Below are 24,732 nucleotides of genomic sequence, written 5' to 3' on the forward strand. Positions count from 1 at the left end.
AGTCCGCATTGCGGACTTTTTTAATATGGGGGATTAGGAATTTTCTTTGGTGAGTAGCTAATATTCTCGGAAGAATAAATTTTTATGATTAATAAATTTCCTAATGTCCGTGCTCTGATTAATATGGGCTGGTTATAGTTATTCTTAAATTCAAAATCGGGACCATACCAACTTACTGTTGCGTCTCGTCCAGGAGGAATATAGGGAACTTTTCTGGTATGAGAAAAACGCTCCAGAATCTTGATCCCAGCATTGTCAATCGCATTATAGAGAGTAGAGGAGACCTGACAAATACCTCCGCCAATGTCTTCTGAGAACTCCCCCTTCACAATAACAGGAGCCCGTTGGTAACCTTTGGCAGCTGTTCGTTTACCTACCACTTGATTAAAAGAAAATCTTTCACCAGGAAAAACAACATAATTATTTATGGCCTTTGTTGCTAACTGAATATTGTTAGACCTTTTTTTGTTGCGAGAATTAAAAGAAGTGACATAGCGCCCAATTCGCATACTGCGAATTTCACCAAGTAATTCACTATCCACCTTTGGATAAACAGTAAGAATAGGTAATTCTAAATTTTTCCTTTTAGAACCAAAAAAATAGGCATAGAATTGTTCAGTAAAGGCCTGGCGATGGATTCGAGAACCTGTTCGTTCGGGTATAATTACCCCAAACTGATCTAAGCTGGCGTTTTCAGGTGCAACAGAAAATTGTTTATCCAGTTGGTCTAAAAACTGATTTAATTTTTGAGAATTTAATAATGGCAAACCAGTATGAGATAGAGCAAACTCTTCTCGATTCATATTGGCCACGATTTGACCATTCTTTGTAATAGTTAAACTATCGGACGAATTTCCCTGTTGGACCATTAGGAAAAGCCCCAAAATCAAAGTCTTAAACATAACCAGCAACCCTCCTTATAATAATATTAGTCGAACTATGCAAATTCATGTACCCACAAAGAAAGAGTTATCCAAATTTTTTATTTCTACTGAAAAGAATGTAGAAATATAGTATATTTGTAGATGATAACAATGGAATAGAAAAGTGCTAGCAAATTGTTAGCGAATAAATAGGAGTGTTTATCTTGGCTGAAAACGAAAGAATTCAATTAAACGTAAGAATTACGAAGGAAACTTCCTTGCTGCTGGACGAAATTGTTGAGTATTACCAGCAAGGATTGAAGCTGGGTAGAATTTATAAAGGAGATGTACTAACAGATATTATCGAAAAATCGCATGAAGTAATGAATAAACAGAAAAGATCATTTACTAAAAGGTTTTAATAAACCAAGGTCAGGAAATGTCTATTGCAGGATGATGGTATTGGTTTGACTTTTCTTGGCCCACTCTTTTTCTTTTCTAGCTCAGATAATTTTTAAAATTTGTTCTATTAGACTTTCCTGTATACTAAATGTTATAGAATATTTAGAAATTAATTTGAATATTTAATATTTACAGGTATAATTGAAAGTACAACATACCAACTGGTTAGTATGAGGAAGGGAGTGGAAATATTGGATTTTTCATATTCTCAACGAGTGAAAGAGTTACAGGAAAAATTAACGGCCTTTATGGAAGCGAATGTTTATCCCAATGAGCGTATTTACGAGCAGCAACTAAATGAACAAGAAAGCCGTTGGAGTGCGGTGCCGCCGATTATGGAGGAACTGAAGGGAAAAGCAAAGGCGGAAGGGCTCTGGAACTTATTTTTACCAGAAAGTGATTTGGGTGCCGGATTAACTAATCAGGAATATGCTCCTTTATGTGAAATTATGGGAAGGTCTCTTATAGGTCCAGAGGTATTTAACTGTAGTGCGCCTGACACGGGAAACATGGAAGTTATCGTACGCTATGGGACAGAGAAGCATAAAGAACAATGGTTAAGGCCGTTGTTAGCAGGTGAAATTCGTTCTTGCTTTTCGATGACAGAGCCAGCTGTGGCTTCAGCGGATGCGACTAACATCGAAGCTAGGATCGAAAGAGATCGCGATGAGTACGTTATTAATGGTCGGAAATGGTGGTCTTCTGGTGCAGGTGATCCTCGTTGCAAGATTGCGATTGTTATGGGGAAAACAGATCCGTCTGCCAACCGTCATGAACAACAGTCGATGATTCTCGTTCCACTTGATTCCCCAGGTGTGAAAATTGAACGAATGCTCCCTGTATTCGGCTATGATCATGCCCCGCATGGACACGGAGAAATCACCTATGAAAATGTGCGCGTACCGCTAGAAAATATCCTTTGGGGAGAAGGGAGAGGGTTCGCAATTGCGCAAGGGAGATTAGGGCCTGGAAGAATACATCATTGTATGAGATTAATTGGTGCAGCTGAACGAGCGCTTGAGGAATTATGTAAGCGTGTTCAGGAACGGACTGCTTTTGGAAAACTATTAGCACAGCAAGGGGTAATTGGTGAATGGATTGCAGATTCTAGGATCGAAATTGAACAGGCAAGACTCCTTACCTTAAAAGCTGCCTTTATGATGGATACTGTTGGTAATAAAGAAGCAAAAGCAGAGATTGCTATGATTAAAGTAGTCGCCCCGTCAATGGCATTACGTGTCCTTGATCGTGCCATTCAGGCACTGGGTGCTGCAGGAGTTTCAAACGATTTTACACTTGCTGCCCAATGGGCAAACGCAAGAACATTAAGATTAGCAGATGGACCTGATGAAGTCCATCGTGCACAGGTTGCCAAGCTAGAATTGAGAAAATATCAATAGAATTTAGACTTGAAGAAGGGCTGAGAACTATGAGATAACTAGGGAAACAGCAATCAAGGGTTGCCGTCGTTGATATCGATTCCGCAAATACGGTGTTATTAGATTGAGATGAAGTGTCTTTTATTACAGGTACAACCCGACTGTTGACGGTGGCGGATTAGCATTTTAGATGCTCTATAGCAAATGGTAAAAAACCATTAGTGAGTTTATAAGACATTTTGGGAGGAAAATCGATGAGTGGTAAGAAAGCCTGGTTAGCCCATTATCCGGAAACTATCGAAACCAATGTGACGATTCCAAATAAGCCTTTAGGACAAATTCTTCAGGAGACAACGGAAAAATATCCTGATAATAATGCTCTATCCTTTTATGGAAGGAAATTTTCTTATCAGCAATTAAACTCGCTAGTTCATAACTTTACATCTGCTTTGCAGCAAAATCAGGTTCAAAAAGGCGACCGAGTTGCCATTATGCTCCCGAACTGTCCGCAATATGTTATTTCCTATTACGGAATTCTTACGGCTGGGGCGATTGTTACCCAAGTGAATCCAATGTCAGTCGAACGAGAGCTTGAATATATACTGAGGGACTCCGAAGCGAAAACCATTGTAGTTCTCGATGCCCTCTATCCGAGGGTGAAAAGTGTTCAAGCACTTACCAACCTAAAGAATATCATTGTTGTCAGCCTCCAGCCTCCAGGACATGAATTTGCCCCGGACAGAAGCTTTGAAAGCTTCTTATCGGAAAGTAACGGAAGCATTCTCCCGATTGAATTGGACCCTCTGCATGATGTAGCCGTCCTTCAATATACTGGTGGCACAACAGGAAGATCGAAAGGTGCGATGCTGACGCACCGAAATGTTCTAGCAAATGTGACTCAGTGTTACGAGTTCTTTAAAGAAGAAATGGAAATCGGGAACGAGCGTTTTCTAACGGTCATTCCACTCTCCCATGTTTTCGGGATGAGTTCTTGTATGAACCTTTCGATTTTTACAGCCTCTGAATCGATCATGCTTCCTCGATTTGAATTAGAGGAAGTATTAAACACGATCAAGAATGAACAACCTACTGTTTTTCCAGGTGTCCCAACCATGTATGTAGCGATTACAAGCCATCCTCGTGCCGAAGAATACGGGATTAACAGTATTAAAACGTGTAACAGTGGAAGCGCGCCAATGCCAATTGAACTGCTCCGCAGCTTTGAAAAGAAAACAAGTTCTAAAATCTTAGAAGGTTATGGATTATCAGAAGCCTCACCGACCACCCATTGCAACCCGCCATTTTCAGTACGCAAACCTGGCAGCGTTGGGATTGGCGTCCCATCCACTGAATACAAAATAGTGGATTTAGCAACAGGGACTGAAGCAGTGCCTGTTGGTGAACTAGGGGAAGTCATCATTAAGGGACCACAGATTATGAAGGGGTATTGGAATATGCCGGAAGAAACAGCAAATACCCTCCGTGACGGCTGGTTATACACGGGTGATATTGCCAAGGTAGACGAGGATGGTTATCTATACATCGTTGATCGCAAAAAAGATTTAATTATTGCCAGTGGCTTCAATGTCTATCCACGTGATATTGAAGAAGTCCTTTACGAACATCCAGCTGTACAAGAGGCGGTCTGTATTGGAGTTCCCGATCCGTACCGAGGAGAAGATGTGAAAGCCGTCATAGTAATAAAGGCTGACAAAACCGTAACAGAAGAAGAAATAATTCAATATTGTAAGCAAAACTTGGCAGCCTATAAAGTACCGCGCAATGTCGAATTCCGCAATCAACTTCCAAAAACAAATGTTGGAAAAATTCTCCGCCGTTCCATAAGGGACGAAGTGAAAAATAAATAAAAGCTTATAGATGGTTGAAAATGTTTCCGAAAATAGTATAGATAGTAGAAATCCTCGTTTGTGCTTATAGGGGTCTTATAGATTATGATATAATTCTCAATAGACATTTTTACAGAATGCGAGGACATAATGTGAAGGAAAAAATTACAGCTCAAAGCATCCGGCTTTTTGAAAAAAAAGGATTCACCGAAACGTCAATTCAAGACGTTGTGGATTCTCTTGGTGTGACAAAGGGTACATTCTACTATTACTTTTCGAGTAAGGAAGAATTGCTGATGGATATCCACCTCGGATATATAGATGGATTACTTTTTTACCAGGAGCAGATATTAAAAGATGCTTCGAAGTCTTGTAAGGAAAAATTATTTGAGATTGTTAATATGCTTATTACAAGTATTTCCAGTCAAGGAGCGGCTGCAAAAATTTTCTTTAGAGAAATAAATAATTTAAGTTCAGATCATATTGAATTAATTGTTCAAAAAAGAGATCAATTCCGTCTCAATATAGAGGTCCTGATTCGGACAGGAGTAGAAAAAGGTGAGTTCCGGCCCGAGTTAGATGTGCAGATTATTACAATGGGAATTCTTGGCATAACCAATTGGAGCTACCAATGGTTTAACCCAAACGGAAGGGTCTCTGACCGGGAAGTTGCAGAGATTTTTGTCGAAATGATTTTAAAGGGAATCCAAGTTAATTGAAGAAAAAATTGGGAAGAGGGTTTTTGTGGAAATTACCCTTTTTTTTCAAGATGAATACCAACTGGTCAGTATTGTTTGGATTTTCCAAATTGAAAGGTGGAATCTGATGCCACACCGAATGAGTAAAGATACAATCCCTGTCCGAAAAGGGGAGGAATTGAACCTTCCTGTCCTTGAAAAGTTTTTACAAGAAAACATCGAAAAATTGCCAAGTGGTCCGCTTGAAATCTTACAATTTTCAGCAGGGCATTCTAATTTAACCTATCAAATAAAAAAGGGGAGTTGGGAAGCTGTACTAAGATGCCCTCCTCTAGGACCTGTAGCACCGAAGGCTCATGATATGGAAAGGGAATTTAAAATTCTTTCAGAGTTGCATCCATTATTTTCAGTTGCTCCAAAGCCAATTCTTTTTTCTAATAATGAGTCGATCGTTGGCAGTCCCTTTTTCCTAATGGAAAGAAAGAATGGTCTTGTAATTGACACGTTTTTCCCTGTTGGAGTTCCAGTAACTGAAGATCACTGTCGGCACCTTTCGGAGGTAATGGTCAATAAACTTGTAGAATTGCATGCAATCGACTACAGACAGACGGGTCTTGCTGAAATCAGCAAGCCGGACGGGTTTATGGAAAGGCAGGTACATGGCTGGATTGGACGATATGAACGGGCGAAAACGGAGGAAATTGCTGTCGTTGAACAATTAAAACAATGGCTTGTAGAACAGACACCCAAAAAACACGAAGCGACGATCATACATTATGACTATAAATTCAATAATGCCATGTTTACTGAGGATCTAACCGATATGGTTGGCCTGTTTGATTGGGAGATGACCACGGTAGGCGACCCGCTGGCAGACCTTGGGGTGGCCATGGGTTATTGGAATCAACACGATGACTCTGAACTTTTGATTAAGGGGTTAGGTAAGGCGCCGATCACGGCTGTCCATGATGGATTTTTAACAAGGAATGAATGTATCGATCTTTATTCGAAAAAAAGTGGCAGGGATGTTTCTAACTTTAACTTTTATTTAACGTTTGCTTATTTTAAACTTGCTGTCATTGGTCAACAAATTTACTACCGCTATAAAAAAGGGCAAACCACTGATACACGATTTGCCAATTTTAATTATTTTGTAAAAAATTTAATTCTGCATGCAGCGAATGTTGCGGATGAAAGGGTTTAAAAGGGAGCTGGGTAGAAATGACTAAGATTCATCTTCTTATGAAGAAAGAAGAGATCCGAGAAGAGAAAATTGCAGATGGAAATAAAATCGCGGTCGTCTTAGATATACTACTGGCAACAACCACAATTGTTTCAGCCTTAAAGGATGGCGCAAAGGAAGTCATTCCAGTTTTGCATAGCAAGGAAGCAATCGAACTTGCAAATCAGTACCAACAGGATGAATGTATTCTGGCTGGAGAACTAGATGCCAAACCGATTGATGGGTTTGTTTATCCTAGTCCAACCTTAATCAGGGAATCCATTAAAGGAAAAACGTTAATTTTATCCACCACAAACGGCACTGTGGCGTTAAGAAAATCATCTTCGGCGAATAAAGTATACATTGCATCTATGCTCAATAATCCTGCTGTTGCTAGTTCTCTTCAGAAAGTTAGTGAGGATCAAACCATTCTAATTATTTGTTCCGGAAATTCTGGTGAAATGAGTTTTGAAGATTTTTATGGTGCCGGCCACTTATTAGATTGTTTATTGAAAAATAGTGAATATGAATTAACAGATGCAGCGAAAACGGCTTTATATTTCTACCGGGGTCAAGAGGACGCCTACGAGATTCTGCTAGATTCTTATGTTGGAAAAATTCTAGATAAATATAATCAGCATCCTGACTTAATGGTGGCTTCGGCAAAAGGGATAACTTCGATTGTACCTATATTAAAAGATGGAAAAGTCGTAGTCGAAACAATCTACTCTATTTAAAGGGATGCAGAGATCGATGACCTAAACTGAAAGGAAGATGAATATGAGCCAAGGACATTTATTAATTGAAAAACTAGGTCCGGTGTTGTCTTTGACATTAAACCGTCCTGAAAGCCTAAATGCGTTTAGCCCCGAGATGATTTTAGGACTAAAGGATGCGCTTACTAACGCCCAGATGGATGAAGATATACAGGTGATTGTTATATCTGGAGCCGGTCGTTCCTTTAGTGCAGGAGGCGACGTCAAAACAATGGGGCAGGCAGACTCTAATCAAGTTTACGAGCATATCGGCAAGCTCAATGAGCTCATTTTATTGATGAAAGAAACCGAAAAGCCGATTATCGCCACTGTTCACGGTTTTGCCGCTGGGGCAGGGTTTAATTTGGCTCTGGCCTGTGATCTTATAGTAGCAGCGGAAGACAGTAAGTTCGCCCTAAGCTTTTCACAGGTTGGGTTAATATCTGACGGGGGCGGCTCCTATTTACTTCCAAGATTAATAGGTCCGCATTTAGCGAAACAATTCTTTTTTACAGCAGAACCAATCCCTGCAGAGCGTCTTTTTCAACTAGGGGTGATTAATTATTTAGTTCCATTAGAGAAGCTTCAAGAAGAAACTACGAAATTCGCCTTAAAATTGGCACATGGTCCTGGCAAAGCGTTTGGAAAACAAAAGAAATTAATTGATCAATCGTTTACATCCACACTTGAGGAAATCCTCGAGCAGGAGCGGTTGATACAGACGTTAATGGTGCAAACAGCTGACCACAAAGAAGGAATTACCGCTTTTTTGGAAAAAAGAAAACCAGCATTTAAAGGGAAATAGGAGATGAAAGTGATGAAAGCAGTTCGATTAACAGAATTTGGTGGACCAGAAGTATTGAATCTAGTGGATATTGAAAAACCGGTTCCAACCGGTCATGAAGTTCTAATTGAAATAAAAGCGATAGGTGTTAATTACGCGGATACTGCACGGAGGGAAGGAAAATATGTCGTAAAAACGCCGCTGCCTTTCATTCCTGGTGCTGAAATTGCGGGAGTGGTCGCTGCAGTTGGAGATCAAGTCACAAAAGTTAAGCCAGGTACAAGAATTGTCACCTTAATCGAATCAGGGGGCTACGCTGAATATGCGCTAGCAGATGAGCGTTCACTGATTCCGATTCCTGAACAATTAGATTTCCAAAATGCCGTTGCCCTGCCGTTGCAAGGCTTAAGTGCTTATCATATTTTAAAAACAATGGGTCGTTTAGAAAAGGGCGAAAGCGTCCTTGTGCATGCAGCTGCAGGCGGGGTAGGAACAATTGCTGTTCAGTTAGCGAAATTGTTTGGGGCAGGAAAGGTAATTGCTACAGCAAGCTCAACTGAAAAATTGGCGTTAGCACAGGAAATGGGCGCAGACGTACTAATTAACTATACAGAGCCGGACTGGGAACAGCAGGTTCTTGAAGCCACAGGCGGCAAAGGGGTAAATGTTGCACTTGAAATGGTGGGCGGGGATGTTTTTAATAAAACCGTCAAATGTCTCGCCACATTTGGCCGCCTTGTTGTGTTTGGTGCTGCAAGCGGTGAACAAAGCCGCTTCTATCCGTCATCACTGATGGCTAGAAATCAATCAGTTATCGGCTTTTTCTTACCGCAGATTATGAGGAAACCAGAATTACTGCAGCCAAGCTTAGTTGAGTTACTTACATACCTCGGTGCAGGAAAATTAAAGCTGATCATTGGCGGGGTATTCCCATTAGAGGATGCAGCAAAGGTCCATACTCTGCTGCAATCGCGAAAAACACAAGGGAAATTAATTTTAGTGCCGTAATGTTAAATAAATGTATGAAAGAGGTCTTGAAGTGATTCAAGCCTCTTTTTCTGTGGGGATATTAATAAACTATGAACAAACTATTAATTAGTAGAGAACAATTGTTTTTATGGTTGATATGCTTAAAATTTGAGATAAACTAAATAAATAGTACAATTTAGGTTGCATGAGGAGCTGATCTAATTTTGAGAATATTAGTGATTGAAGATAATAAAAGTGTTTGCTCAATGATCGAAATGTTTTTTGCCAAAGAAGGCATTGATGGAGAGTTTGTCAATGATGGCCTTGAGGGATATAACCGCATTAAGGAAGGGACATGGGATGCTCTCATTATTGATTGGATGCTGCCGGGAATGGATGGGGTAACGATCTGCCGTAAAATCCGGCAAGAAAATTTTACTGTTCCAATCATTATGTTAACAGCAAAGGATAGTGAGTCAGATCAAGTGCTCGGACTTGAGATGGGAGCTGATGATTATGTAACCAAGCCATTCAGTCCGCTGACATTGATGGCGAGAATTAAGGCAGTTACACGCCGCTTCCAAACACAGGTGCCAAAAGAAAGTGAGGATTTCCTACAAACCGAACACTTTAAGGTAAGTAAAAATACGAGAGAAGTGATTGTGGACGAAACACCGGTGACAAACTTAACACCGAAGGAGTTTGATTTACTTTACTATATGGTTGAACATCCCCGTCAAGTGTTTTCAAGAGAGCAGCTACTTGAACGGGTTTGGGGTTATCAGTACTACGGTGATGAACGGACAGTCGATGTCCATATCAAACGGCTGAGGAAAAAAGTCGAAACAAGCTCGCAGCCATTCTTCCATACGGTATGGGGGGTAGGGTATAAGTTTGATGAGTCAATCAAAGCGGATGAAGTTTAGATATATTTACCAACAGTTTTTTAGTCATATCAGTATCATTATTGTTGCTTTTTTGGTGTTAAGTCTTTTATTTGCCCATTATGTTGAAAATCTGGTTTATGAGAATAAAGCAAACGAGCTCATTTCTTATGGAAAGTCTATCATGTCAGAGATTGAACAAAGGCCACAATCGACGGAGTCCATCATTAATCGATATAGCTCCGTATTAGCGACCAGAAAAATGAGCTTTAGTATGTTCGATCAATATGGAAAATTATACGCCGTTGGAAAACAGGGTCCAGCCATTGGGGGGTTATCTGACAAGGATTGGGATAAGATTTCAAAAGGACGTACCCTTGTGGTTAATAGCGATTTTAAACGATTCGGTCAAGAAGGTGTTACCTTTGTTGTATTACCGTATCTTGATAACGGGAACTTTATTGGCGGCATTCTATTAACCTCACCGATTAGCGGCTCAAGTGCGATGATTCAACGTGTCAATCAGTTTATTTTGTATACCATTCTTATTGCTCTTATTGTATCCTTTCTAATGAGTTGGTTTTTATCGAGGATTCATGTTAACCGGATTAAGCGACTACGTGAAGCAACCTCCCTTGTCTCTGCTGGGAATTATCAAGTACACGTTTCTTCCTCCAATTTTGATGAAATTGGTGAATTAGCAAACGATTTTAATCATATGGTCGATAAAATTAATACATCGATGGAGGAAATTGAAAGTCTAGAAAATAGACGAAGGCAATTTTTGTCTGATGTTTCCCATGAAATGCGGACGCCTCTTACGACAATTAGTGGTGTAATCGAAGGTTTGAAAAATGACATGATTCCGGAAGAAGATAAAGAGCGTGGAATCAACTTAGTTAGCCAAGAAGCGAAAAGACTCATTCGCCTGGTCAATGAAAACTTGGATTATGACAAAATTCGCTCCAACCAGATTCAGTTATTTAGGGAAGACATTCAGCTCGTAGAGTTACTAGAAATTATTCAGGAACAATTAATGCCTCAAGCAGAGGATAAAAATAATCGGATAGTTATTGACGCGGCACCGGAAGTCATGGTCAATGCAGATTATGACCGTCTGATACAAATATTAATTAATATTACCAAAAATAGCATTCAATTTACCACGAACGGGACCATTTGGCTGCGTGGAAGAACAGAGAAGAACTCAACCATTATCGAAGTGGAAGACACGGGAATTGGTATTGAACCGAATGATATCGAAAACATCTGGCGTCGTTTCTATAAAGCTGATATTTCCAGAACCAGTAACCCCTATGGTGAATTTGGGTTAGGTCTTTCAATCGTAAAGCAATTGGTTCTCCTTCATAATGGAGAAATTAATGTTTTCAGTGAAGAAGGACAAGGAACAAAATTTGTGATTCGACTTCAAAAATAAGAGGGAGTATTAAGAAGCTGCGGGCCGATGCCTGCAGCTTTTTTGCGCAGTTGCGATTATATTTCTTGGATATTTCCAAAAGCCGTTATAGTTTGTTAATAATTTCTTAAGATTTGTCAGTTAAAGTAAAGACAAGTTAGAAAATCCTTAAAGGAGATTGAGTGAGATGGAATTAATAAATGAAAATGAATTCGAAAAAAATCAACCTAATTCATCTGAGATGACTGAAAATACAAAAGCTGAGGAACATTCAATGGATACAATCAATTTCAGCCATACCGAAGAAAATTCGCATGCTGTCGATGCGACCGTAACAGTGGAGACGAAGAATTTTGTCGATCATGAGGAACATGGAGAACCAACCAAAGTCGACCCTACCACAGAAGCGACATTACCTCTAGAAATGGATCAAACGCGTACGACTAGCCATGTGGATCAAAAGTATAAGGAAAAACGGAATGTAAGAGGATTTGCCTCCACACTTGCCGCTGGGGTAATTGGGTCTGTATTGACATTAGCGATTCTGCCACATACAGACTACATAAAAAATCATTTTCCGAAGGTGGAGAGTCAAGGGGCAATAAGTTCTCAACAAGGAACATCTGTCAAACCAGTGGTGGCTCAGCCAACAGCCGCATCTTCTAATTCGATTGCGGATACAGTTGAAAATGTATCAAAAGCCATTGTAGGGATCGTTAATTATCAGCAACAAGAGAATAATTTTGATGGAAACCCTAATTCATCACAAAGTGTGGAAAGCGGATCTGGCTCGGGAGTTATTTTTCAAAAAAATAGTGACATGGCGTATATTGTCACCAATAACCACGTGGTTGAAGGGGCTTCGAAACTTGAAGTATCCTTGTTTGACGGTGAAAAGGCGACCGCTGAAGTTGTTGGCACAGATGCCTTAACGGATCTTGCGGTCTTAAAAATTGACGCTAAATACGTGACGGCAACTGCTGATTTTGGTAATTCATCCACACTCCGCCCTGGCGACCAGGTTTATGCGATTGGAAACCCGCTCGGACTCGATCTCTCAAGGACAGTCACGCAAGGAATTGTCAGTGCAACGAACCGAAGCATTGCTATCACAACATCAGCAGGAAATTGGGACACCAATGTCATTCAAACAGATGCAGCGATCAATCCAGGGAACAGTGGTGGTGCGTTAATTAACCCACAAGGGAAAGTGATTGGGATCAATAGTTTGAAAATTTCTGAGAGTGGTGTCGAAGGATTAGGCTTTGCGATTCCTAGTAATGACCTCATTCCAATTGTGAATCAATTAATTAAAAGCGGTAAAATTGACCGACCATATCTTGGGGTAGGACTTGCAGATCTTGATCAAGTGCCACAAATGTACTGGCAAAACATGCCGAATAACACAACAAAAGGTGTTATGCTGACAAACATTGAGCCTAATTCAGCAGCTGCAAAAGCTGGGCTGCAAATAAAGGATATTATTGTCTCTATGAATGGAACGGAGATTACCAGTTCTTCAGATTTAAGAAAATATTTATATACAAAAGTTAGCAAAGGCGCTGAAATAAAATTTGGTGTTTACCGCGACGGAAAACAAATGACGATAATTGTAAAACTGTCGGAATAAGGGGAGGGAGTAGCTAGAAAAATGTCCTTATTAAAGTAAAAATTCTGGTTCCCGATGAAAAAACTGCTAATGAGGTCAAACAAAAGCTCAACGATGGCGGGGATTTTGCGGAGTTAGCCAAAGATAATTCCACCGATGAGAGCACGAAGGATTCAGGCGGTGACCTTGGATATTTTTCCAAAGGGACAATGGTCTCTGAATTTGAAGATGTGGCCTTTGGACTGGCAGTGGACCAAGTAAGTAAGCCAGTAAAGACAAAATATGGGTATCATATTATTAAAGTGGAGGCTAAAAAGAAGGCAAAAGAAGCAAATTATAATGATAGTAAGGAAGAAATTAAAGAAACTTTAGTTGATCAGAAAATCGATTCTGAGTACACAACCTGGCTAGAGAACAAGAAGAAGAGCTATGATATTGAAAATACACTAGAAGAAGTTTAACCCTACGATCAAGAGGTGAATAGCAAGATGAATCGAGTCGGGAAATATGCAGCAAACGATACAGTGGATGATCTTGAGTTGATGAATATGGTCTTTGAACTCCCTGAAAAGGATAAAATGATTATGTGGTCTGAAGGCTATATTGATCTTGTGATTGAGAAATTACCTGAATATGCCCGAGATGTTTTGGAGAATCGAAAGGAAAAGTGGGAAGATACTAAAGCATATTACCAAAAGAAGATTGAAGATATTATTAACCAGGAAGAGTTTAAATTGAAACAAAAGGGCGAACGGAAGGAGTTCGCCCTTTTCGTCATGGAGCGATATCCAGAATATCAATCGTTACTTTTTTTAGTTTATGATGGGAATCTAAAGGAGGATGATTTTAGAAAGTTTGTCTACCGAAAAAGGCTCGGTTCACGTAAAAAGTACCTTCATTAAGCGGGTTGGCGAGATAAAGTGACAAGTTGGCGGAATGATCGTCAGGTTGTTTGACCAAGTAATAAAACAACCCTGTGGTTTCCGCTAATTCTTGTTATTCGTAAAATCTATATCACCAACCCACTTTTAGGAATATGATATTAAGCAACAAAATTGGGGGTGACGTGATGGCAGTTGTGAAGGCAAGTTCATCGGATATTGATCTTATGGCGCGATTACTTAGAGCCGAAGCTGAAGGTGAAGGCACTCAAGGTATGCTCCTTGTTGGAAACGTAGGAATTAATAGACTTCGTGCAAACTGTTCTGATTTTAAAGGACTTCGAACAATACCACAAATGGTTTATCAACCACATGCATTTGAAGCAACGACAAAAGGATATTTTTATCAACGAGCTAGGACTGCAGAAAAGCGTTTGGCACAAAAAGTCATTAATGGTGAAAGGTATTGGCCGGCAAAATTCAGTCTATGGTATTTTAAGCCACCCGGAGATTGTCCGCAAACTTGGTATAATCAACCTTTTGTAGCTAGGTTTAAACTGCATTGTTTTTATCAACCGACTGCAGCAGAGTGTGAAAGTGTTTATAATACCTTTGCATAACAATGGAGCCGTCTATTTGCGGCTTCTTTTTATATTGGTGGCAAGCTATTGCTTTTCGGAAGGGTCATTTTTCCTTATAATAAGAGATGTTTCTTAATTAAAGGGTGGGTTCGTATGGATATTAATTTTTCTTTAAAGCAAGTGTTGCTCCTTCTAATCATTACTTTGACAGGGGTGGTTTGGTCAGTTATCTTTCATCACCCACTTGTGGCAGGTTTTTTTCCAGGCTACCTCATGCTTGTTTGGTTAGCAAAGAAAAAAGAGATATCGATAAAACAAATTCTACATATTAGTATTTTGGGTGTTAATAAAACGAAAATTGTCATCTTAATTCTTTTCTTGGTTAGTTTCTTGCTGCCATCTTGGTACTTATCTGGAACCATTCAGCAAATGGTGAAAATCGCCTTGCATTTTATCATACCAAATCATTTCTTTGTCTTATCCTTTCTAAGCGCCATGGTATTCTCGATGCTACTTGGAACGACTGTTGGGACATTGAGTGCGATTGGCATACCTATTATTGGGACGGCAATCGTTCTTCACCTTCCTGTTGAAATGGTGGCTGGCGCATTGGTTTCAGGAGCGTTTGTAGGCGATCGGACCTCGCCGTTTTCAAGTGCCCATCAACTTTTGTCACATACGGTTGAATTGCCGGTGAAAAGACAATGGAATGCGATGCTTGTCACCACGCTTTTGGCTATTATTTTATGCTTTTGCTTTTATGGAATGGCTGACTATCTGATCTCTGAGACAACTGCTTCAAATTCCCAACCACTAAGTTTGCATGAAATTTCAGTGATTAAATTAATCCCGCCAATCATCTTAATCGTATTTGTTCTTTTACAGTTTAGTATCATTTATGCTTTCTTAACTAGTATTCTATCAGCTTCGGTGATTGCATTATTCGGTGGAATTTCATATACAAAACTCGTTTTTTCTTTGTGGGGTGGCATCGATGGGTTTGGGGGAGGATTCCTTCATATGTACGAATTGCTCCTATTTTTAGCCTTGGCAGGGGCATATAATGGCCTTTTAGAAGAAATGAATGTCATTCAGCCTTATTTAGATAAATGGTTACAATCATCTCGATCTCTGACTGGTGACACCCTTAAAACGCTTTTGGCGACATTTTTGATCACTTTAATAGCAGCAAATCAAACCCTGCCCATTATTCTAACAGGGAGATCCTTCCTTCCTCATTGGTCTAGTAACTATGGAAAAGCAGAGCTAGCTAGAGTGATGGGGGATTCGACGATGCTATTTCCGGGGATAGTTCCGTGGAGTGTTCTCGCCATCATGTGCAGCACGATCGTTGGTATACCGATCATGGATTATCTGCCATTTGCTCTATTTTTATGGATTTTACCCATTTTAACGATATTAGTTTCCTTAGTAAAACAAGCCCGAAAATCCAAACCAAATCGAACAGCGATTGCTTAAAAAACGGAGTCCTTTGCGTCTCCGTTTTTTCGGTTTTTTGGGGCTAAAGAAAATCCCTTTGAATGAAGTACCACTATCTTTCATATTAGTGGTAGTAAAGAACTTGGACAAGGGATGATCACATGCTGAAAAAATTGGCTATAATCGGATTTGGGAGCACCATGATTGGGATTGGCATTAACGGGTTTATTCTTCCTTTGCATTTAATTAATGGAGGATTTTTAGGTATTAGCCTGTTGTTAAAATATATTTGGGGTTTTAAAACCGGAATCACGTTTATCTTTCTAAATATCCCCGTTTATATGTTCGCCTTTAAATCTGACCCCATTTATTTTATCAATGGTGTAATAGGAGCGCTCTGTACCGGTCTTATGATTGAATTGTTCATGCCATTAAATGGAATATTTCATTTGCCTATCATCAGCAGTGTAATTGTAGGAGCTGTGATTATTGGGAGTGGGGTTGGGGTAATGCTTAGAAATCATATTAGTCCAGGCGGTATGGACCTGCTAGCACTAATCATTGCCAAATGGTCAAAAGTGAATGTTGGCGTCATTATGTTTGCAATGGATGCCGTTATCATTATTACCGGCCTCTTTCTCCTGCAGGATGTGAAACTTTTTTATTCGCTGGTCATCGTAGCGATTGTTGGGCTACTAGCAAGTCTGATGACCACTAATTACATTAAGCAGAACTAAATAAAGTAAATATTACATAACGATGGAACAATTGGTAAATCTAAAAAGGCTAGGTAAATAAGGAGATTTTTTATGAAACCCATCAGTGATCATCTCAAGGAAAATTTAAAGGTTTTATTTGTTGGCTTTAATCCAAGCATTCGATCTAGTGAACTCGGGCATCATTATGCTAATCCCAACAATCGTTTTTGGAGGATCTTGTATGAAGCGGGGTTAACGCCGAGGAAATATGACGCAACTGAAGATGCGAAACTTTTAGATTTAGGATATGGCTTTACAAATATCGTTCAAAGGCCGACAAAGGCAGCGGATGAAATTACGAAAGAGGAGTACGTGAAGGGAAGAGAAATCTTAAAGAAAAAGGTCGAACAGTTAATGCCGCAGGTAGTTTGCTTTGTTGGAAAGGGAGTTTACCAGCAATACAGTGGCTTAAAAGTGATTCAGTGGGGGAAGCAACCCAACGGATTTGTACCTGGAGTAGTTGATTTCGTTGCTCCTTCTTCCAGTGGTCTGGTTCGAATGAAGATGGAGGAAATTGTTGACATCTATAAAGCGCTTGTCCCAATCCTAACAGAATAAAAACATCGAAGGTTTAAACTGCTGCCTTCGATGTTTTATTTTTTTCACGACTCAAATTTTTTCTGATAGTGTGACAAAGCCAAAAGAGGGAAAATGTAGCGATAACTGTGATAGTGAATGTAAAAACCACCGGCCATCCCTTGACCTTTTGGATAATTAGTGGTCCAATCTTGTTTTTCAAGTGACGTTAATAAATAGGAAATCCCCTTTCGAATCTGTGTGGTTGGTTTTTCTGAAGTGGTTAGCAGGGTATCGAGTGCCCAAGCTGTGTGCGTTAAGGTACTTGCTCGTAATGGCACATATGCTTTTTCGCTATCACTATGGCATGACTCCCCCCAGCCGCCATCCTCATTTTGAATCCCTTGAATCCAATTCACAGCCTTTTGGATTGCTGTATGACTAGTAGGGACCCCTGCGGATAACAAACCAGTTACTGCTCCCCAAGTTCCGTATAAATAACAAATCCCCCATCTTCCATACCAAGAACCATCCTTCAGTTGATTTTTCAAAAGCCAGTTAACTCCTTTATTGATCGCTTTGTGGTCTCTTGATAAATTCGTGTAATTCCCCAAAAATTCTATGGTTCGCCCTGTGATGTCTGCACAGGAAGGATCTGTTAGTAAAAATTCGCCTTTTTCAATTGGGAGGAACTCGAATAACTTTGTATTGATGTTCTTTTCAAACGCTGCCCAGCCACCATCGTCATTTTGCATGGATAAAAGCCAACCCAGACCTCGGTCCCAGGCATGTCTTTCATGCGGAACAATTCTTGAAATAGAGCGGAGCGAGGCAGTTGTATCATCGACATCCGGATTCATCGTATTTACATCGGAAAACCCCCAGCCGCCGGGCATTGTCTTTGGATTATGAATCACCCAATCCCCGAATTTATGATGCTGATGGTCTAACAGGTAACGATTGGCCTTCATGACCATTGGATCGTCTGCTAAAACACCAGCTGACTGGAGGGCATAACCAATCAAAGAGGTATTCCAGACATTCGCTGTGGTGTACTGCATATGGGGGCTTCCGTTGATTTCACATTTCATCGCAATCAATCCTTTCACGGCCTTTGATATCACCGGATCCGTTTTCTTATATCCTAGGGAGAGTAGGGCAAAAATCATTAAAAAGGTACTACTGAAGTAACTGTAAAAGGTGCCATCTGGTTCAAGGTGGTCCAACATATACTTTTTGGCCCGTTCTATCGCTAGCTGATGGAGCTGCTCGGGTAGACCCATTAATCTTTTAACTCCATCCTCGATAAATGACAACAAGGAACGATATTCATTGGATCGAAACCAAGGTTTTTCCTGATTGCGGTGTAGATGTAGTTCTGAAAGATTAGGGCTTTTCATTGTCTTTATAAAAAACTTTTTGTCGGCGAGAAGAATAATCGGAGTAAGATTGGCTCTGCCAAAGACAGAAAAGGAATAGAAATTAATCGGAAAGTAGTGTGGCAAGAGTATGAATTCAACCGGAAGAGGAGAAAAATCGGGCCAAATATATTGACCGGTTAAAGAAAGCATCACTTTAGTAAAGATACTAACTTCCTCTAAGCCGTCTTTGGAGATAATAAATCTTTTCGCAGCACGCAATCGTTTGTCATCCTTCTTAACATACCCTGAATATAATAAGGCGTAATAAGCTTCCACGGTCGCGCTGAGGTTCCCTTCGCCTTCATCATAATAAAGCTTCCATGCTCCATTTTCACCTTGTTTACTAAAGATCCTCGAAACCAAGCCTTGAATTAATTCTTCATCATTTAATTCCAATGTCCGCAATAAAATGATCATATAGGCATCTGTTGACTGTCCTGTTTCAAAGGGGTAATTCCAAGATCCATCGGGAGATTGGTCTTTCCGAAGCTTCTTAATAATCCAATCGATGCCTTTTTTTGTATTACTCATAAGTAAGTACTCATTCCTCTCCCAGAAAATTATTCTCATTCATACATATTCCATTGGTGGAAGGAGAATACGCAAAGGAGGTAATGTGCCATATTTTTTAAGAGGAATCGCGAGAAGTCACCACTGGAATATATAAGGGAAGAATTAAAAATGAAGGGCAAACAATCAAGTTTGCCGCCAAAAATAACGAGAGGGGAAGCGAGCCTTTTAGAACAAATAAAGACTGAGACAAAGGAGCATAACTTAAATAATGTCACTAGAACGAAGGCATACCTTGACTTTTATCTTCACTTCCCTGAAATCCATTGGGCTTTTCTCGGGCATATGGTCTCCCGGAACGGTGGCTGGAATATGACCGACCTGAAAGGAGAATTTCTCACCCGTTTACTCTCGAAAAAAGAAAGAGAAACTTTTTTTGCTTTTTTAGAGCGTGGGAATTGGCTCATTTTCCAAGACGTCTATCCACAATTTTTGTTATATAGGGAAAGCTTAAAGCAACATAAACCGTTATTTCATTTAAGTTCTTATCTAAATATTTCTACTTTTATGGAAACGATTTGGAATCGCTTTTGGCTTCATCAAGAAACCTATATTCTTGCCATTGCATTGATAATAAATGAACAGAGTTATTTGGAAAAAAGGGTGATTCAGAATCCACTTTATCAAAAAGGAGTGTTAAATAAATTTGAATTTATTCTCCAGGACTTGCTTTCTTTTAACCATATCCTCTTTCCTTATGGAAAAAGAAACCTTGCTGGGCAAACACTTCATCAGTTTGAGTCATTAAATGAACGAATTTTACTTGGAAAAAGATTATATGATGTCCTTTTTAAAAACCAGGAGCGTTTAAAACTAGTCTTGGAATGGGCTAAAACCCATCCTCATACAGGCTCCAGAAAGGATTACTGGCCGCAAATTTTTAATAACATCAACGAGGGAATACCCGGCTTTGCCTATCAAACCCGCTTAAAGGCCTGTCAGCTCCGGCCGCGAGCAAGGAAAATTTATAGTCCAGCCCTTGAATATGCTTGGAAGAATATAAGTCAAACGGAGGCTGAAAAAGGGGACTGGTTTGAAGATGATCGTGTTGTGGATTATTTAATGGATGACAATGAAAAAATTGACGGGGAGATTAAAAATGAATACTGTAAAACACTTGAACGACTCGAGCTCGCTGCCATCGCCAAAAAAGCCATATCGATTTTGGACTAACCCATCCCTCGCAGCCGTATTTTTGGCTTCCTTGCTCGCTACGTATTTAGATCTTTTTTTCGTTGGAAAACACATATATCGGTTCCCCGTGAGGCCGTTGCCCACTATTTTCTCCATCAATATTGTATTTACACTCGTGGTGCTGCCAGTGTTTGTATTCGTCTTTCTGCGAATGATGAACCAGGTGAACAAATGGGGGAAAGTGGGCCTTATCTTATTTATTAGTCTTTTGATGCCCATTCTAGAAAAATTAACGGAAGTGTTCGGCTGGTTTGACCACACTGAGAACTGGTCACATCTCTACACGTTCTTTGGTTACCTGTTATTTTTAACGATTCTTTATTCTTTCTACACTTGGATGGCTATACGAAAAGGCTAACATACAAAAAGCCGAGACTTTCGTCTCGGCTTTCGTGATGCAACAATTGAATTGTTACACCTTGCCCCTTCCGTCCGTACAGTGGTTAAGTGTCCCGCAACAAGCGAATGTTCGGAAGGGGTACTATTATATTACCACAACCATAGGAGAAATATAACTGAAAGGAAGAAATTTGGTGTTTCAAACTTTCATTTCTTTTTTGAAAAGTGTATGATAAAAATGATTTTTACATAAAGGAGTGTTTTCAATGGCGAAAAAAGGTCATTTTTTGATGGAAAACGGAGAAAAAATTGAATTTGATTTATATCCAGAAGCAGCACCAGGGACAGTTGAGAATTTTGAATCATTGGTTAACAAAGGATTTTACAATGGATTAACTTTCCACCGAGTTATTCCAGGGTTTGTAAGTCAAGGAGGCTGTCCTGAAGGTCGTGGAACTGGTGGACCTGGGTACACAATTAAATGTGAAACAGAAGGGAATCCTCACAAACATGTACCTGGTGCATTATCCATGGCACATGCAGGCAAAAACACTGGAGGAAGCCAATTCTTTATCGTTCATGAATCACAGCCGCATCTAAACGGTGTTCATACCGTGTTTGGACAAGTGACTTCTGGGCTTGAAACTGCAAAATCCATGCGCAATGGTGATAAAATGGTAGAAGTAAAGGTATATGATCAAGAATAGATAACTCAGGAGGGCTCTTGCAGCTCTCTTTTTTTTGTCTAATTTATAATCACTTAGGGCAAATTAACCTCTAAAATCAAAGTTGGGGGTCATTTATGAAAAAATTTATTTATATGCTTATTCCATTCATGGTATTTACATTTCAACAACCGACATCGGCCGAAAAAAATGAACCCAAAGAATTAAGGGCTGCGATTATCATTGATGATTTCGGCGGTGGAACAGGTGGAGTGCGTGACTTCCTTGAAGGAGAAATTCCGATTACTGCTGCAGTCATGCCGTTTGCAGAACACTCGACAGAACATGCGGAATGGGCCCATAAATATGGCATCGAAGTAATGATTCATTTATCCATGGAACCGAAAAGAGGAAAAAGATCTTGGCTTGGGCCAAGGCCAATTACGAATGACCTTTCACCAGCCGATGTAAGACAAATTGTAGAGGACGCGATAAAAGATGTTCCATATGCTGTAGGCATCAATAACCATATGGGCTCACTTGCGGTTGAAAATAAAGAAATAGTTCGTGCAATTGTTGAGGTTGCTAAGGAAAGAAGATTATTTATTATCGATAGTGCCACTAGTCCAAATACGAAATTTCCCGAAATAGCCAAAGAGCTGGGTGTACCCATCCTAAAAAGAGATGTATTTCTAGACGACATATCCTCTTCAGCACATGTTCGAAAACAAATGATTAGACTAGCGAAGGTTACTGAAATAAAAGGTACAGGTATTGCTATTGGGCATGTAGGTATAACCGGAAAAGTATGTTCGATTGGTGTCTTTCAGGCGGTGGACGAATTTAATAAACGAAATATAAAAATAGTCCCTGTTTCCAAGCTGTTTTCCGGCAAATTACCTGAAAAGTATTTTATACCATATAAAAAAGGCAGCTGAGTGAAGTGACCCCTCATAAGTTGGACTAATAATCCATCTTATGGGGGGTCATATTTCTTTCCCAAATCCTCCTTAACTGATAAAATGTCTCCTATCAAACATTAATAAATAACCAGTTAGCAAGGGAGAGAAGGAAAAGTTAACATGAAACTAGTATCTTGGAATGTTAATGGCCTTAGGGCGTGCGTTAAAAAAGGTTTTTTGGATTATTTTGATGAAGTGGATGCAGACATTTTTTGTGTGCAGGAAACCAAACTGCAAGAAGGGCAAATTAGTCTTGAGTTGGCTGGATATCACCAATACTGGAATTATGCAATCAAGAAAGGCTACTCCGGTACAGCAGTGTTTACTAAGAAGAAACCGCTTTCTGTTCGATATGGGGTAGGAACGGATGAGACTGAAGGGGAAGGACGAATTCTTACATTAGAGTTTGACGACTTTTTCTTAGTTAATGTCTATACCCCTAATTCACAAAGAGATTTAGCGAGAATCAACTATCGTTTGGACTGGGAGGATCGGATCCTACTGCATTTGAAGGAATTAGATAAACTGAAACCCGTCGTCTTATGTGGGGATTTGAATGTCGCTCATCAGGAAATTGACTTGCGAAATCCAAAATCCAATAATGGGAATTCCGGGTTTACGGAAGAAGAACGTGGGAAAATGACCTCTTTACTTGCTGAAGGCTTTGTTGACAGCTATCGTCATTTTAATCCGGAGCAGGAAGGTGCTTATACCTGGTGGTCCTACATGGCAAAAGTCAGGGAAAAAAATATTGGCTGGCGGATTGATTACTTTATTGTTTCCGATAGATTGCGGGAACGACTCAAGAATGTGGATATTCATTGCAATGTGATGGGGAGTGACCACTGCCCAGTAATTCTTGAAATGGATTGATAAATTCAATTAGTTTTTCTTATTGTAAAACATAAAATACCTGTCATTTTCTTTATGAAGTAACTGCTTTATAGTTATTAAATAGAAGTCACGGAGGGAGAAATGACATGGATATCAAAAAGGATGTACAACAACAGTTTGGAAAAAGTGCAGATTCCTATGTTAGTAGTGCTATCCACAAAGATGGCAATGACTTACAAAAGCTTTTGGAAATTGCGACGGTAACCGGAGAAGAAGAGTTATTAGATGTTGCCACAGGCGGCGGTCATACTGCAAATGCATTTGCATCTTGTGTAAAAAAAGTAACGGCTTTAGATTTGACACCTGAAATGTTAGTTGCAGCTCAAAAATATATCTTAGGTAATGGGCATCAAAATGTCGAGTTTAAAGTTGGGGATGCAGAAATTCTTCCATTTCCAGATGGAGTATTTGATATTGTAACTTGCCGGATTGCTCCACATCATTTCCCGGATGTAAATAAGTTTGTGGAAGAAGTCCACCGCGTCCTCAAGCCATCAGGTCAGTTTTTACTTGATGATAATGTCGTTCCAGAGGAAGAGGACTATGATCTATTTTATAATACCATCGAAAAATGGCGGGATTACAGTCATTTCCGGGCTTGGAAGAAAAGTGAATGGCTCCGGATGCTTGAAATTTCCGGTTTTGAAATTTTTGAATGGCACCGCTTTGAAAAAACCTTTCATTACGAACCTTGGTGTAATCGCATGAATTTACCTGAAGATGAAAAAGATAAATTAACTCAATTCATCCTTAATGCATCCCCGAAAGTAAAAGAGAAATTTAAAATTACCATAAGGGATAATCAAATTATCTCCTTCGTCGGGGAAGCCGTCATATTAAGGGCAATTAAAAGGTGAAAAAACCCTTTGCATTCAAAGAGGATTTCTCTTTTTGCAAAGGGTTTTCGAATTAAACATCGTTAAGTGCGGTTCCAATCACATCAAATTCAGGCAATTTCTCATCCAAAACCGATTGATTTTGCTCTTGTTCCACAGGAGTAATCAATCCACTTTCATCGTCTTTTTTCATACTCAATTTATAGTCATCTCCTTTATTATAAGAACGGAATACTAAAGTATATTTTTTCCTATTAATTCTTATCTAAACCTATTTAATAATCTTTTCTGGCTTTCCCATTACAAAGTGCTATATAATTTATGGCTATGTTAAAGCTCATTGTTGATTTTGGCACATGTTGATTGGAGTGAAGCGCCTGAAGCGGAAATCAACAGCCAAGTTTAACACAGCCAATTTATAAAAAATCGAAAAGAAATGGTTGACGAATTAGTGATGGGGTAGTATGATATTCATTGTCGCTGCTAAGGAATAACTAGTTTAAGAGATGTAAGAAGTTATTTCGAATGAAGTTGACATTAAAAAAGTGTTATGCTAGAATAATAAGAGTCGCTAATCACTTGATTGGTTGACAAACAAGAATAATAGATTTGTTCTTTGAAAACTAAACAAACAAAATCGTGCAAACAAACAAAAAACTTTTAGTTTCAATTAAGAAACTAAGCCAACGTAACAAAATGAGCTAATCAACTTTCTTGGAGAGTTTGATCCTGGCTCAGGACGAACGCTGGCGGCGTGCCTAATACATGCAAGTCGAGCGAACTTGC

At 39.6% G+C, this 24,732-nt stretch carries 26 protein-coding genes and 1 rRNA gene; 24 read left to right on the forward strand and 3 right to left on the reverse strand.

The window, feature by feature from the left end; all coding sequences use genetic code 11:
- Window positions 1-20: 20 nt before the first annotated feature.
- Window positions 21-902, reverse strand: a complete 882-nt coding sequence (locus ACSU6B_RS27520) for a VanW family protein (protein WP_410889552.1) — start codon at window positions 900-902, stop codon at window positions 21-23.
- Between the two features lie 185 nt (window positions 903-1,087).
- Here ACSU6B_RS27520 and ACSU6B_RS27525 point away from each other — a divergent pair, with 185 nt between their 5' ends.
- From ACSU6B_RS27525 to ACSU6B_RS27605, 17 genes are all read left to right on the forward strand, one after another.
- Window positions 1,088-1,285 carry a hypothetical protein gene (locus ACSU6B_RS27525; protein ID WP_066256390.1) on the forward strand — a complete coding sequence of 66 codons (198 nt, stop codon included), beginning with the start codon at window positions 1,088-1,090 and terminating at the stop codon, window positions 1,283-1,285.
- A gap of 231 nt (window positions 1,286-1,516) precedes the next feature.
- Window positions 1,517-2,725, forward strand: coding sequence for an acyl-CoA dehydrogenase family protein (locus ACSU6B_RS27530; RefSeq protein ID WP_410889554.1), 1,209 nt, complete (start codon window positions 1,517-1,519; stop codon window positions 2,723-2,725).
- A 233-nt stretch (window positions 2,726-2,958) separates the two neighbouring features.
- Window positions 2,959-4,572 (forward strand): long-chain-fatty-acid--CoA ligase, encoded by a 1,614-nt coding sequence (locus ACSU6B_RS27535; RefSeq protein WP_410889556.1) that lies wholly within the window; start codon window positions 2,959-2,961, stop codon window positions 4,570-4,572.
- 131 nt (window positions 4,573-4,703) lie between these two features.
- Window positions 4,704-5,270, forward strand: coding sequence for a TetR/AcrR family transcriptional regulator (locus ACSU6B_RS27540; RefSeq protein WP_410889558.1), 567 nt, complete (start codon window positions 4,704-4,706; stop codon window positions 5,268-5,270).
- Window positions 5,271-5,376: 106 nt separating this feature from the next.
- The gene (locus tag ACSU6B_RS27545) at window positions 5,377-6,453 is read left to right on the forward strand and encodes a phosphotransferase family protein (protein ID WP_410889559.1); all 1,077 of its coding nucleotides are present in this window, start codon (window positions 5,377-5,379) and stop codon (window positions 6,451-6,453) included.
- A gap of 17 nt (window positions 6,454-6,470) precedes the next feature.
- Window positions 6,471-7,208 (forward strand): 2-phosphosulfolactate phosphatase, encoded by a 738-nt coding sequence (locus tag ACSU6B_RS27550; RefSeq protein ID WP_410889561.1) that lies wholly within the window; start codon window positions 6,471-6,473, stop codon window positions 7,206-7,208.
- Between the two features lie 43 nt (window positions 7,209-7,251).
- On the forward strand, window positions 7,252-8,031 hold the full coding sequence (locus tag ACSU6B_RS27555; RefSeq protein WP_410889563.1) for an enoyl-CoA hydratase/isomerase family protein: 780 nt from the start codon (window positions 7,252-7,254) through the stop codon (window positions 8,029-8,031).
- A gap of 12 nt (window positions 8,032-8,043) precedes the next feature.
- Window positions 8,044-9,018: a quinone oxidoreductase family protein gene (locus ACSU6B_RS27560; protein ID WP_410889565.1), complete on the forward strand. Its 975-nt coding sequence runs from the start codon at window positions 8,044-8,046 to the stop codon at window positions 9,016-9,018.
- A gap of 185 nt (window positions 9,019-9,203) precedes the next feature.
- Window positions 9,204-9,905: a winged helix-turn-helix domain-containing protein gene (locus tag ACSU6B_RS27565; protein WP_410889567.1), complete on the forward strand. Its 702-nt coding sequence runs from the start codon at window positions 9,204-9,206 to the stop codon at window positions 9,903-9,905.
- Entirely contained in the window at window positions 9,895-11,301 is a 1,407-nt protein-coding gene (locus ACSU6B_RS27570; RefSeq protein ID WP_410889588.1) for an ATP-binding protein, read from the forward strand. Before ACSU6B_RS27565 ends, ACSU6B_RS27570 begins: the two co-directional genes overlap by 11 nt.
- 166 nt (window positions 11,302-11,467) lie before the next feature.
- Window positions 11,468-12,910, forward strand: a complete 1,443-nt coding sequence (locus ACSU6B_RS27575) for a S1C family serine protease (RefSeq protein WP_410889569.1) — start codon at window positions 11,468-11,470, stop codon at window positions 12,908-12,910.
- A gap of 44 nt (window positions 12,911-12,954) precedes the next feature.
- Entirely contained in the window at window positions 12,955-13,350 is a 396-nt protein-coding gene (locus ACSU6B_RS27580) for a peptidylprolyl isomerase (RefSeq protein WP_410889590.1), read from the forward strand.
- A 27-nt stretch (window positions 13,351-13,377) separates the two neighbouring features.
- Window positions 13,378-13,791, forward strand: a complete 414-nt coding sequence (locus ACSU6B_RS27585) for a hypothetical protein (protein ID WP_410889571.1) — start codon at window positions 13,378-13,380, stop codon at window positions 13,789-13,791.
- A 167-nt stretch (window positions 13,792-13,958) separates the two neighbouring features.
- Complete coding sequence (locus ACSU6B_RS27590) at window positions 13,959-14,390, forward strand: cell wall hydrolase (RefSeq protein ID WP_214732815.1); 432 nt, start codon at window positions 13,959-13,961, stop codon at window positions 14,388-14,390.
- Window positions 14,391-14,504: 114 nt separating this feature from the next.
- Entirely contained in the window at window positions 14,505-15,830 is a 1,326-nt protein-coding gene (locus ACSU6B_RS27595; RefSeq protein WP_410889573.1) for a Na+/H+ antiporter NhaC family protein, read from the forward strand.
- A gap of 122 nt (window positions 15,831-15,952) precedes the next feature.
- Window positions 15,953-16,528: a YitT family protein gene (locus ACSU6B_RS27600; RefSeq protein WP_410889574.1), complete on the forward strand. Its 576-nt coding sequence runs from the start codon at window positions 15,953-15,955 to the stop codon at window positions 16,526-16,528.
- A gap of 72 nt (window positions 16,529-16,600) precedes the next feature.
- Window positions 16,601-17,107, forward strand: coding sequence for a mismatch-specific DNA-glycosylase (locus ACSU6B_RS27605; protein ID WP_410889575.1), 507 nt, complete (start codon window positions 16,601-16,603; stop codon window positions 17,105-17,107).
- A gap of 44 nt (window positions 17,108-17,151) precedes the next feature.
- Here the strand turns inward: ACSU6B_RS27605 and shc are convergent, their stop codons facing one another.
- Window positions 17,152-19,017, reverse strand: coding sequence for a squalene--hopene cyclase (gene shc, locus ACSU6B_RS27610; RefSeq protein ID WP_410889577.1), 1,866 nt, complete (start codon window positions 19,015-19,017; stop codon window positions 17,152-17,154).
- Between the two features lie 150 nt (window positions 19,018-19,167).
- On the opposite strand from shc, the gene ACSU6B_RS27615 reads away from it, so the two are divergent.
- The 6 genes from ACSU6B_RS27615 to ACSU6B_RS27640 all read left to right on the forward strand — a co-directional run bounded on the left by ACSU6B_RS27615 (window position 19,168) and on the right by ACSU6B_RS27640 (window position 23,967).
- Entirely contained in the window at window positions 19,168-20,229 is a 1,062-nt protein-coding gene (locus ACSU6B_RS27615) for a DUF2515 domain-containing protein (RefSeq protein ID WP_410889579.1), read from the forward strand.
- Window positions 20,156-20,608: a CBO0543 family protein gene (locus tag ACSU6B_RS27620; protein ID WP_410889581.1), complete on the forward strand. Its 453-nt coding sequence runs from the start codon at window positions 20,156-20,158 to the stop codon at window positions 20,606-20,608. Before ACSU6B_RS27615 ends, ACSU6B_RS27620 begins: the two co-directional genes overlap by 74 nt.
- A 247-nt stretch (window positions 20,609-20,855) precedes the next feature.
- Window positions 20,856-21,296, forward strand: a complete 441-nt coding sequence (locus tag ACSU6B_RS27625; protein WP_088088526.1) for a peptidylprolyl isomerase — start codon at window positions 20,856-20,858, stop codon at window positions 21,294-21,296.
- Window positions 21,297-21,391: 95 nt separating this feature from the next.
- Window positions 21,392-22,192 (forward strand): divergent polysaccharide deacetylase family protein, encoded by an 801-nt coding sequence (locus tag ACSU6B_RS27630; protein WP_410889583.1) that lies wholly within the window; start codon window positions 21,392-21,394, stop codon window positions 22,190-22,192.
- A 144-nt stretch (window positions 22,193-22,336) separates the two neighbouring features.
- Window positions 22,337-23,089: an exodeoxyribonuclease III gene (locus ACSU6B_RS27635; protein ID WP_410889585.1), complete on the forward strand. Its 753-nt coding sequence runs from the start codon at window positions 22,337-22,339 to the stop codon at window positions 23,087-23,089.
- Window positions 23,090-23,196: 107 nt separating this feature from the next.
- A complete protein-coding gene (locus ACSU6B_RS27640) occupies window positions 23,197-23,967 on the forward strand; it encodes a class I SAM-dependent methyltransferase (RefSeq protein WP_410889587.1) in 771 nt (256 codons plus the stop codon).
- A 52-nt stretch (window positions 23,968-24,019) separates the two neighbouring features.
- Here the strand turns inward: ACSU6B_RS27640 and ACSU6B_RS27645 are convergent, their stop codons facing one another.
- The gene (locus ACSU6B_RS27645) at window positions 24,020-24,145 is read right to left on the reverse strand and encodes a hypothetical protein (protein ID WP_285290741.1); all 126 of its coding nucleotides are present in this window, start codon (window positions 24,143-24,145) and stop codon (window positions 24,020-24,022) included.
- 512 nt (window positions 24,146-24,657) lie between these two features.
- Here ACSU6B_RS27645 and ACSU6B_RS27650 point away from each other — a divergent pair.
- Window positions 24,658-24,732: ribosomal RNA gene (locus ACSU6B_RS27650) — 16S ribosomal RNA — on the forward strand; the annotation flags it as partial.

This window comes from Neobacillus sp. C211 (genome assembly GCF_051842875.1).
GTDB lineage: Bacteria > Bacillota > Bacilli > Bacillales > Cytobacillaceae > Neobacillus.

What these genes read in the sequence shown, in the direction of transcription:
- ACSU6B_RS27520 (WP_410889552.1), bottom strand. Translation starts at nt 902, where the DNA reads ATGTTTAAGACTTTGATTTTGGGGCTTTTCCTAATGGTCCAACAGGGA.
- ACSU6B_RS27535 (WP_410889556.1), top strand. Translation starts at nt 2,959, where the DNA reads ATGAGTGGTAAGAAAGCCTGGTTAGCCCATTATCCGGAAACTATCGAA.
- ACSU6B_RS27545 (WP_410889559.1), top strand. Translation starts at nt 5,377, where the DNA reads ATGCCACACCGAATGAGTAAAGATACAATCCCTGTCCGAAAAGGGGAG.
- ACSU6B_RS27550 (WP_410889561.1), top strand. Translation starts at nt 6,471, where the DNA reads ATGACTAAGATTCATCTTCTTATGAAGAAAGAAGAGATCCGAGAAGAG.
- ACSU6B_RS27555 (WP_410889563.1), top strand. Translation starts at nt 7,252, where the DNA reads ATGAGCCAAGGACATTTATTAATTGAAAAACTAGGTCCGGTGTTGTCT.
- ACSU6B_RS27560 (WP_410889565.1), top strand. Translation starts at nt 8,044, where the DNA reads ATGAAAGCAGTTCGATTAACAGAATTTGGTGGACCAGAAGTATTGAAT.
- ACSU6B_RS27570 (WP_410889588.1), top strand. Translation starts at nt 9,895, where the DNA reads ATGAAGTTTAGATATATTTACCAACAGTTTTTTAGTCATATCAGTATC.
- ACSU6B_RS27575 (WP_410889569.1), top strand. Translation starts at nt 11,468, where the DNA reads ATGGAATTAATAAATGAAAATGAATTCGAAAAAAATCAACCTAATTCA.
- ACSU6B_RS27585 (WP_410889571.1), top strand. Translation starts at nt 13,378, where the DNA reads ATGAATCGAGTCGGGAAATATGCAGCAAACGATACAGTGGATGATCTT.
- ACSU6B_RS27590 (WP_214732815.1), top strand. Translation starts at nt 13,959, where the DNA reads ATGGCAGTTGTGAAGGCAAGTTCATCGGATATTGATCTTATGGCGCGA.
- ACSU6B_RS27595 (WP_410889573.1), top strand. Translation starts at nt 14,505, where the DNA reads ATGGATATTAATTTTTCTTTAAAGCAAGTGTTGCTCCTTCTAATCATT.
- ACSU6B_RS27600 (WP_410889574.1), top strand. Translation starts at nt 15,953, where the DNA reads ATGCTGAAAAAATTGGCTATAATCGGATTTGGGAGCACCATGATTGGG.
- ACSU6B_RS27605 (WP_410889575.1), top strand. Translation starts at nt 16,601, where the DNA reads ATGAAACCCATCAGTGATCATCTCAAGGAAAATTTAAAGGTTTTATTT.
- shc (WP_410889577.1), bottom strand. Translation starts at nt 19,017, where the DNA reads ATGAGTAATACAAAAAAAGGCATCGATTGGATTATTAAGAAGCTTCGG.
- ACSU6B_RS27615 (WP_410889579.1), top strand. Translation starts at nt 19,168, where the DNA reads ATGAAGGGCAAACAATCAAGTTTGCCGCCAAAAATAACGAGAGGGGAA.
- ACSU6B_RS27620 (WP_410889581.1), top strand. Translation starts at nt 20,156, where the DNA reads ATGAATACTGTAAAACACTTGAACGACTCGAGCTCGCTGCCATCGCCA.
- ACSU6B_RS27625 (WP_088088526.1), top strand. Translation starts at nt 20,856, where the DNA reads ATGGCGAAAAAAGGTCATTTTTTGATGGAAAACGGAGAAAAAATTGAA.
- ACSU6B_RS27630 (WP_410889583.1), top strand. Translation starts at nt 21,392, where the DNA reads ATGAAAAAATTTATTTATATGCTTATTCCATTCATGGTATTTACATTT.
- ACSU6B_RS27635 (WP_410889585.1), top strand. Translation starts at nt 22,337, where the DNA reads ATGAAACTAGTATCTTGGAATGTTAATGGCCTTAGGGCGTGCGTTAAA.
- ACSU6B_RS27640 (WP_410889587.1), top strand. Translation starts at nt 23,197, where the DNA reads ATGGATATCAAAAAGGATGTACAACAACAGTTTGGAAAAAGTGCAGAT.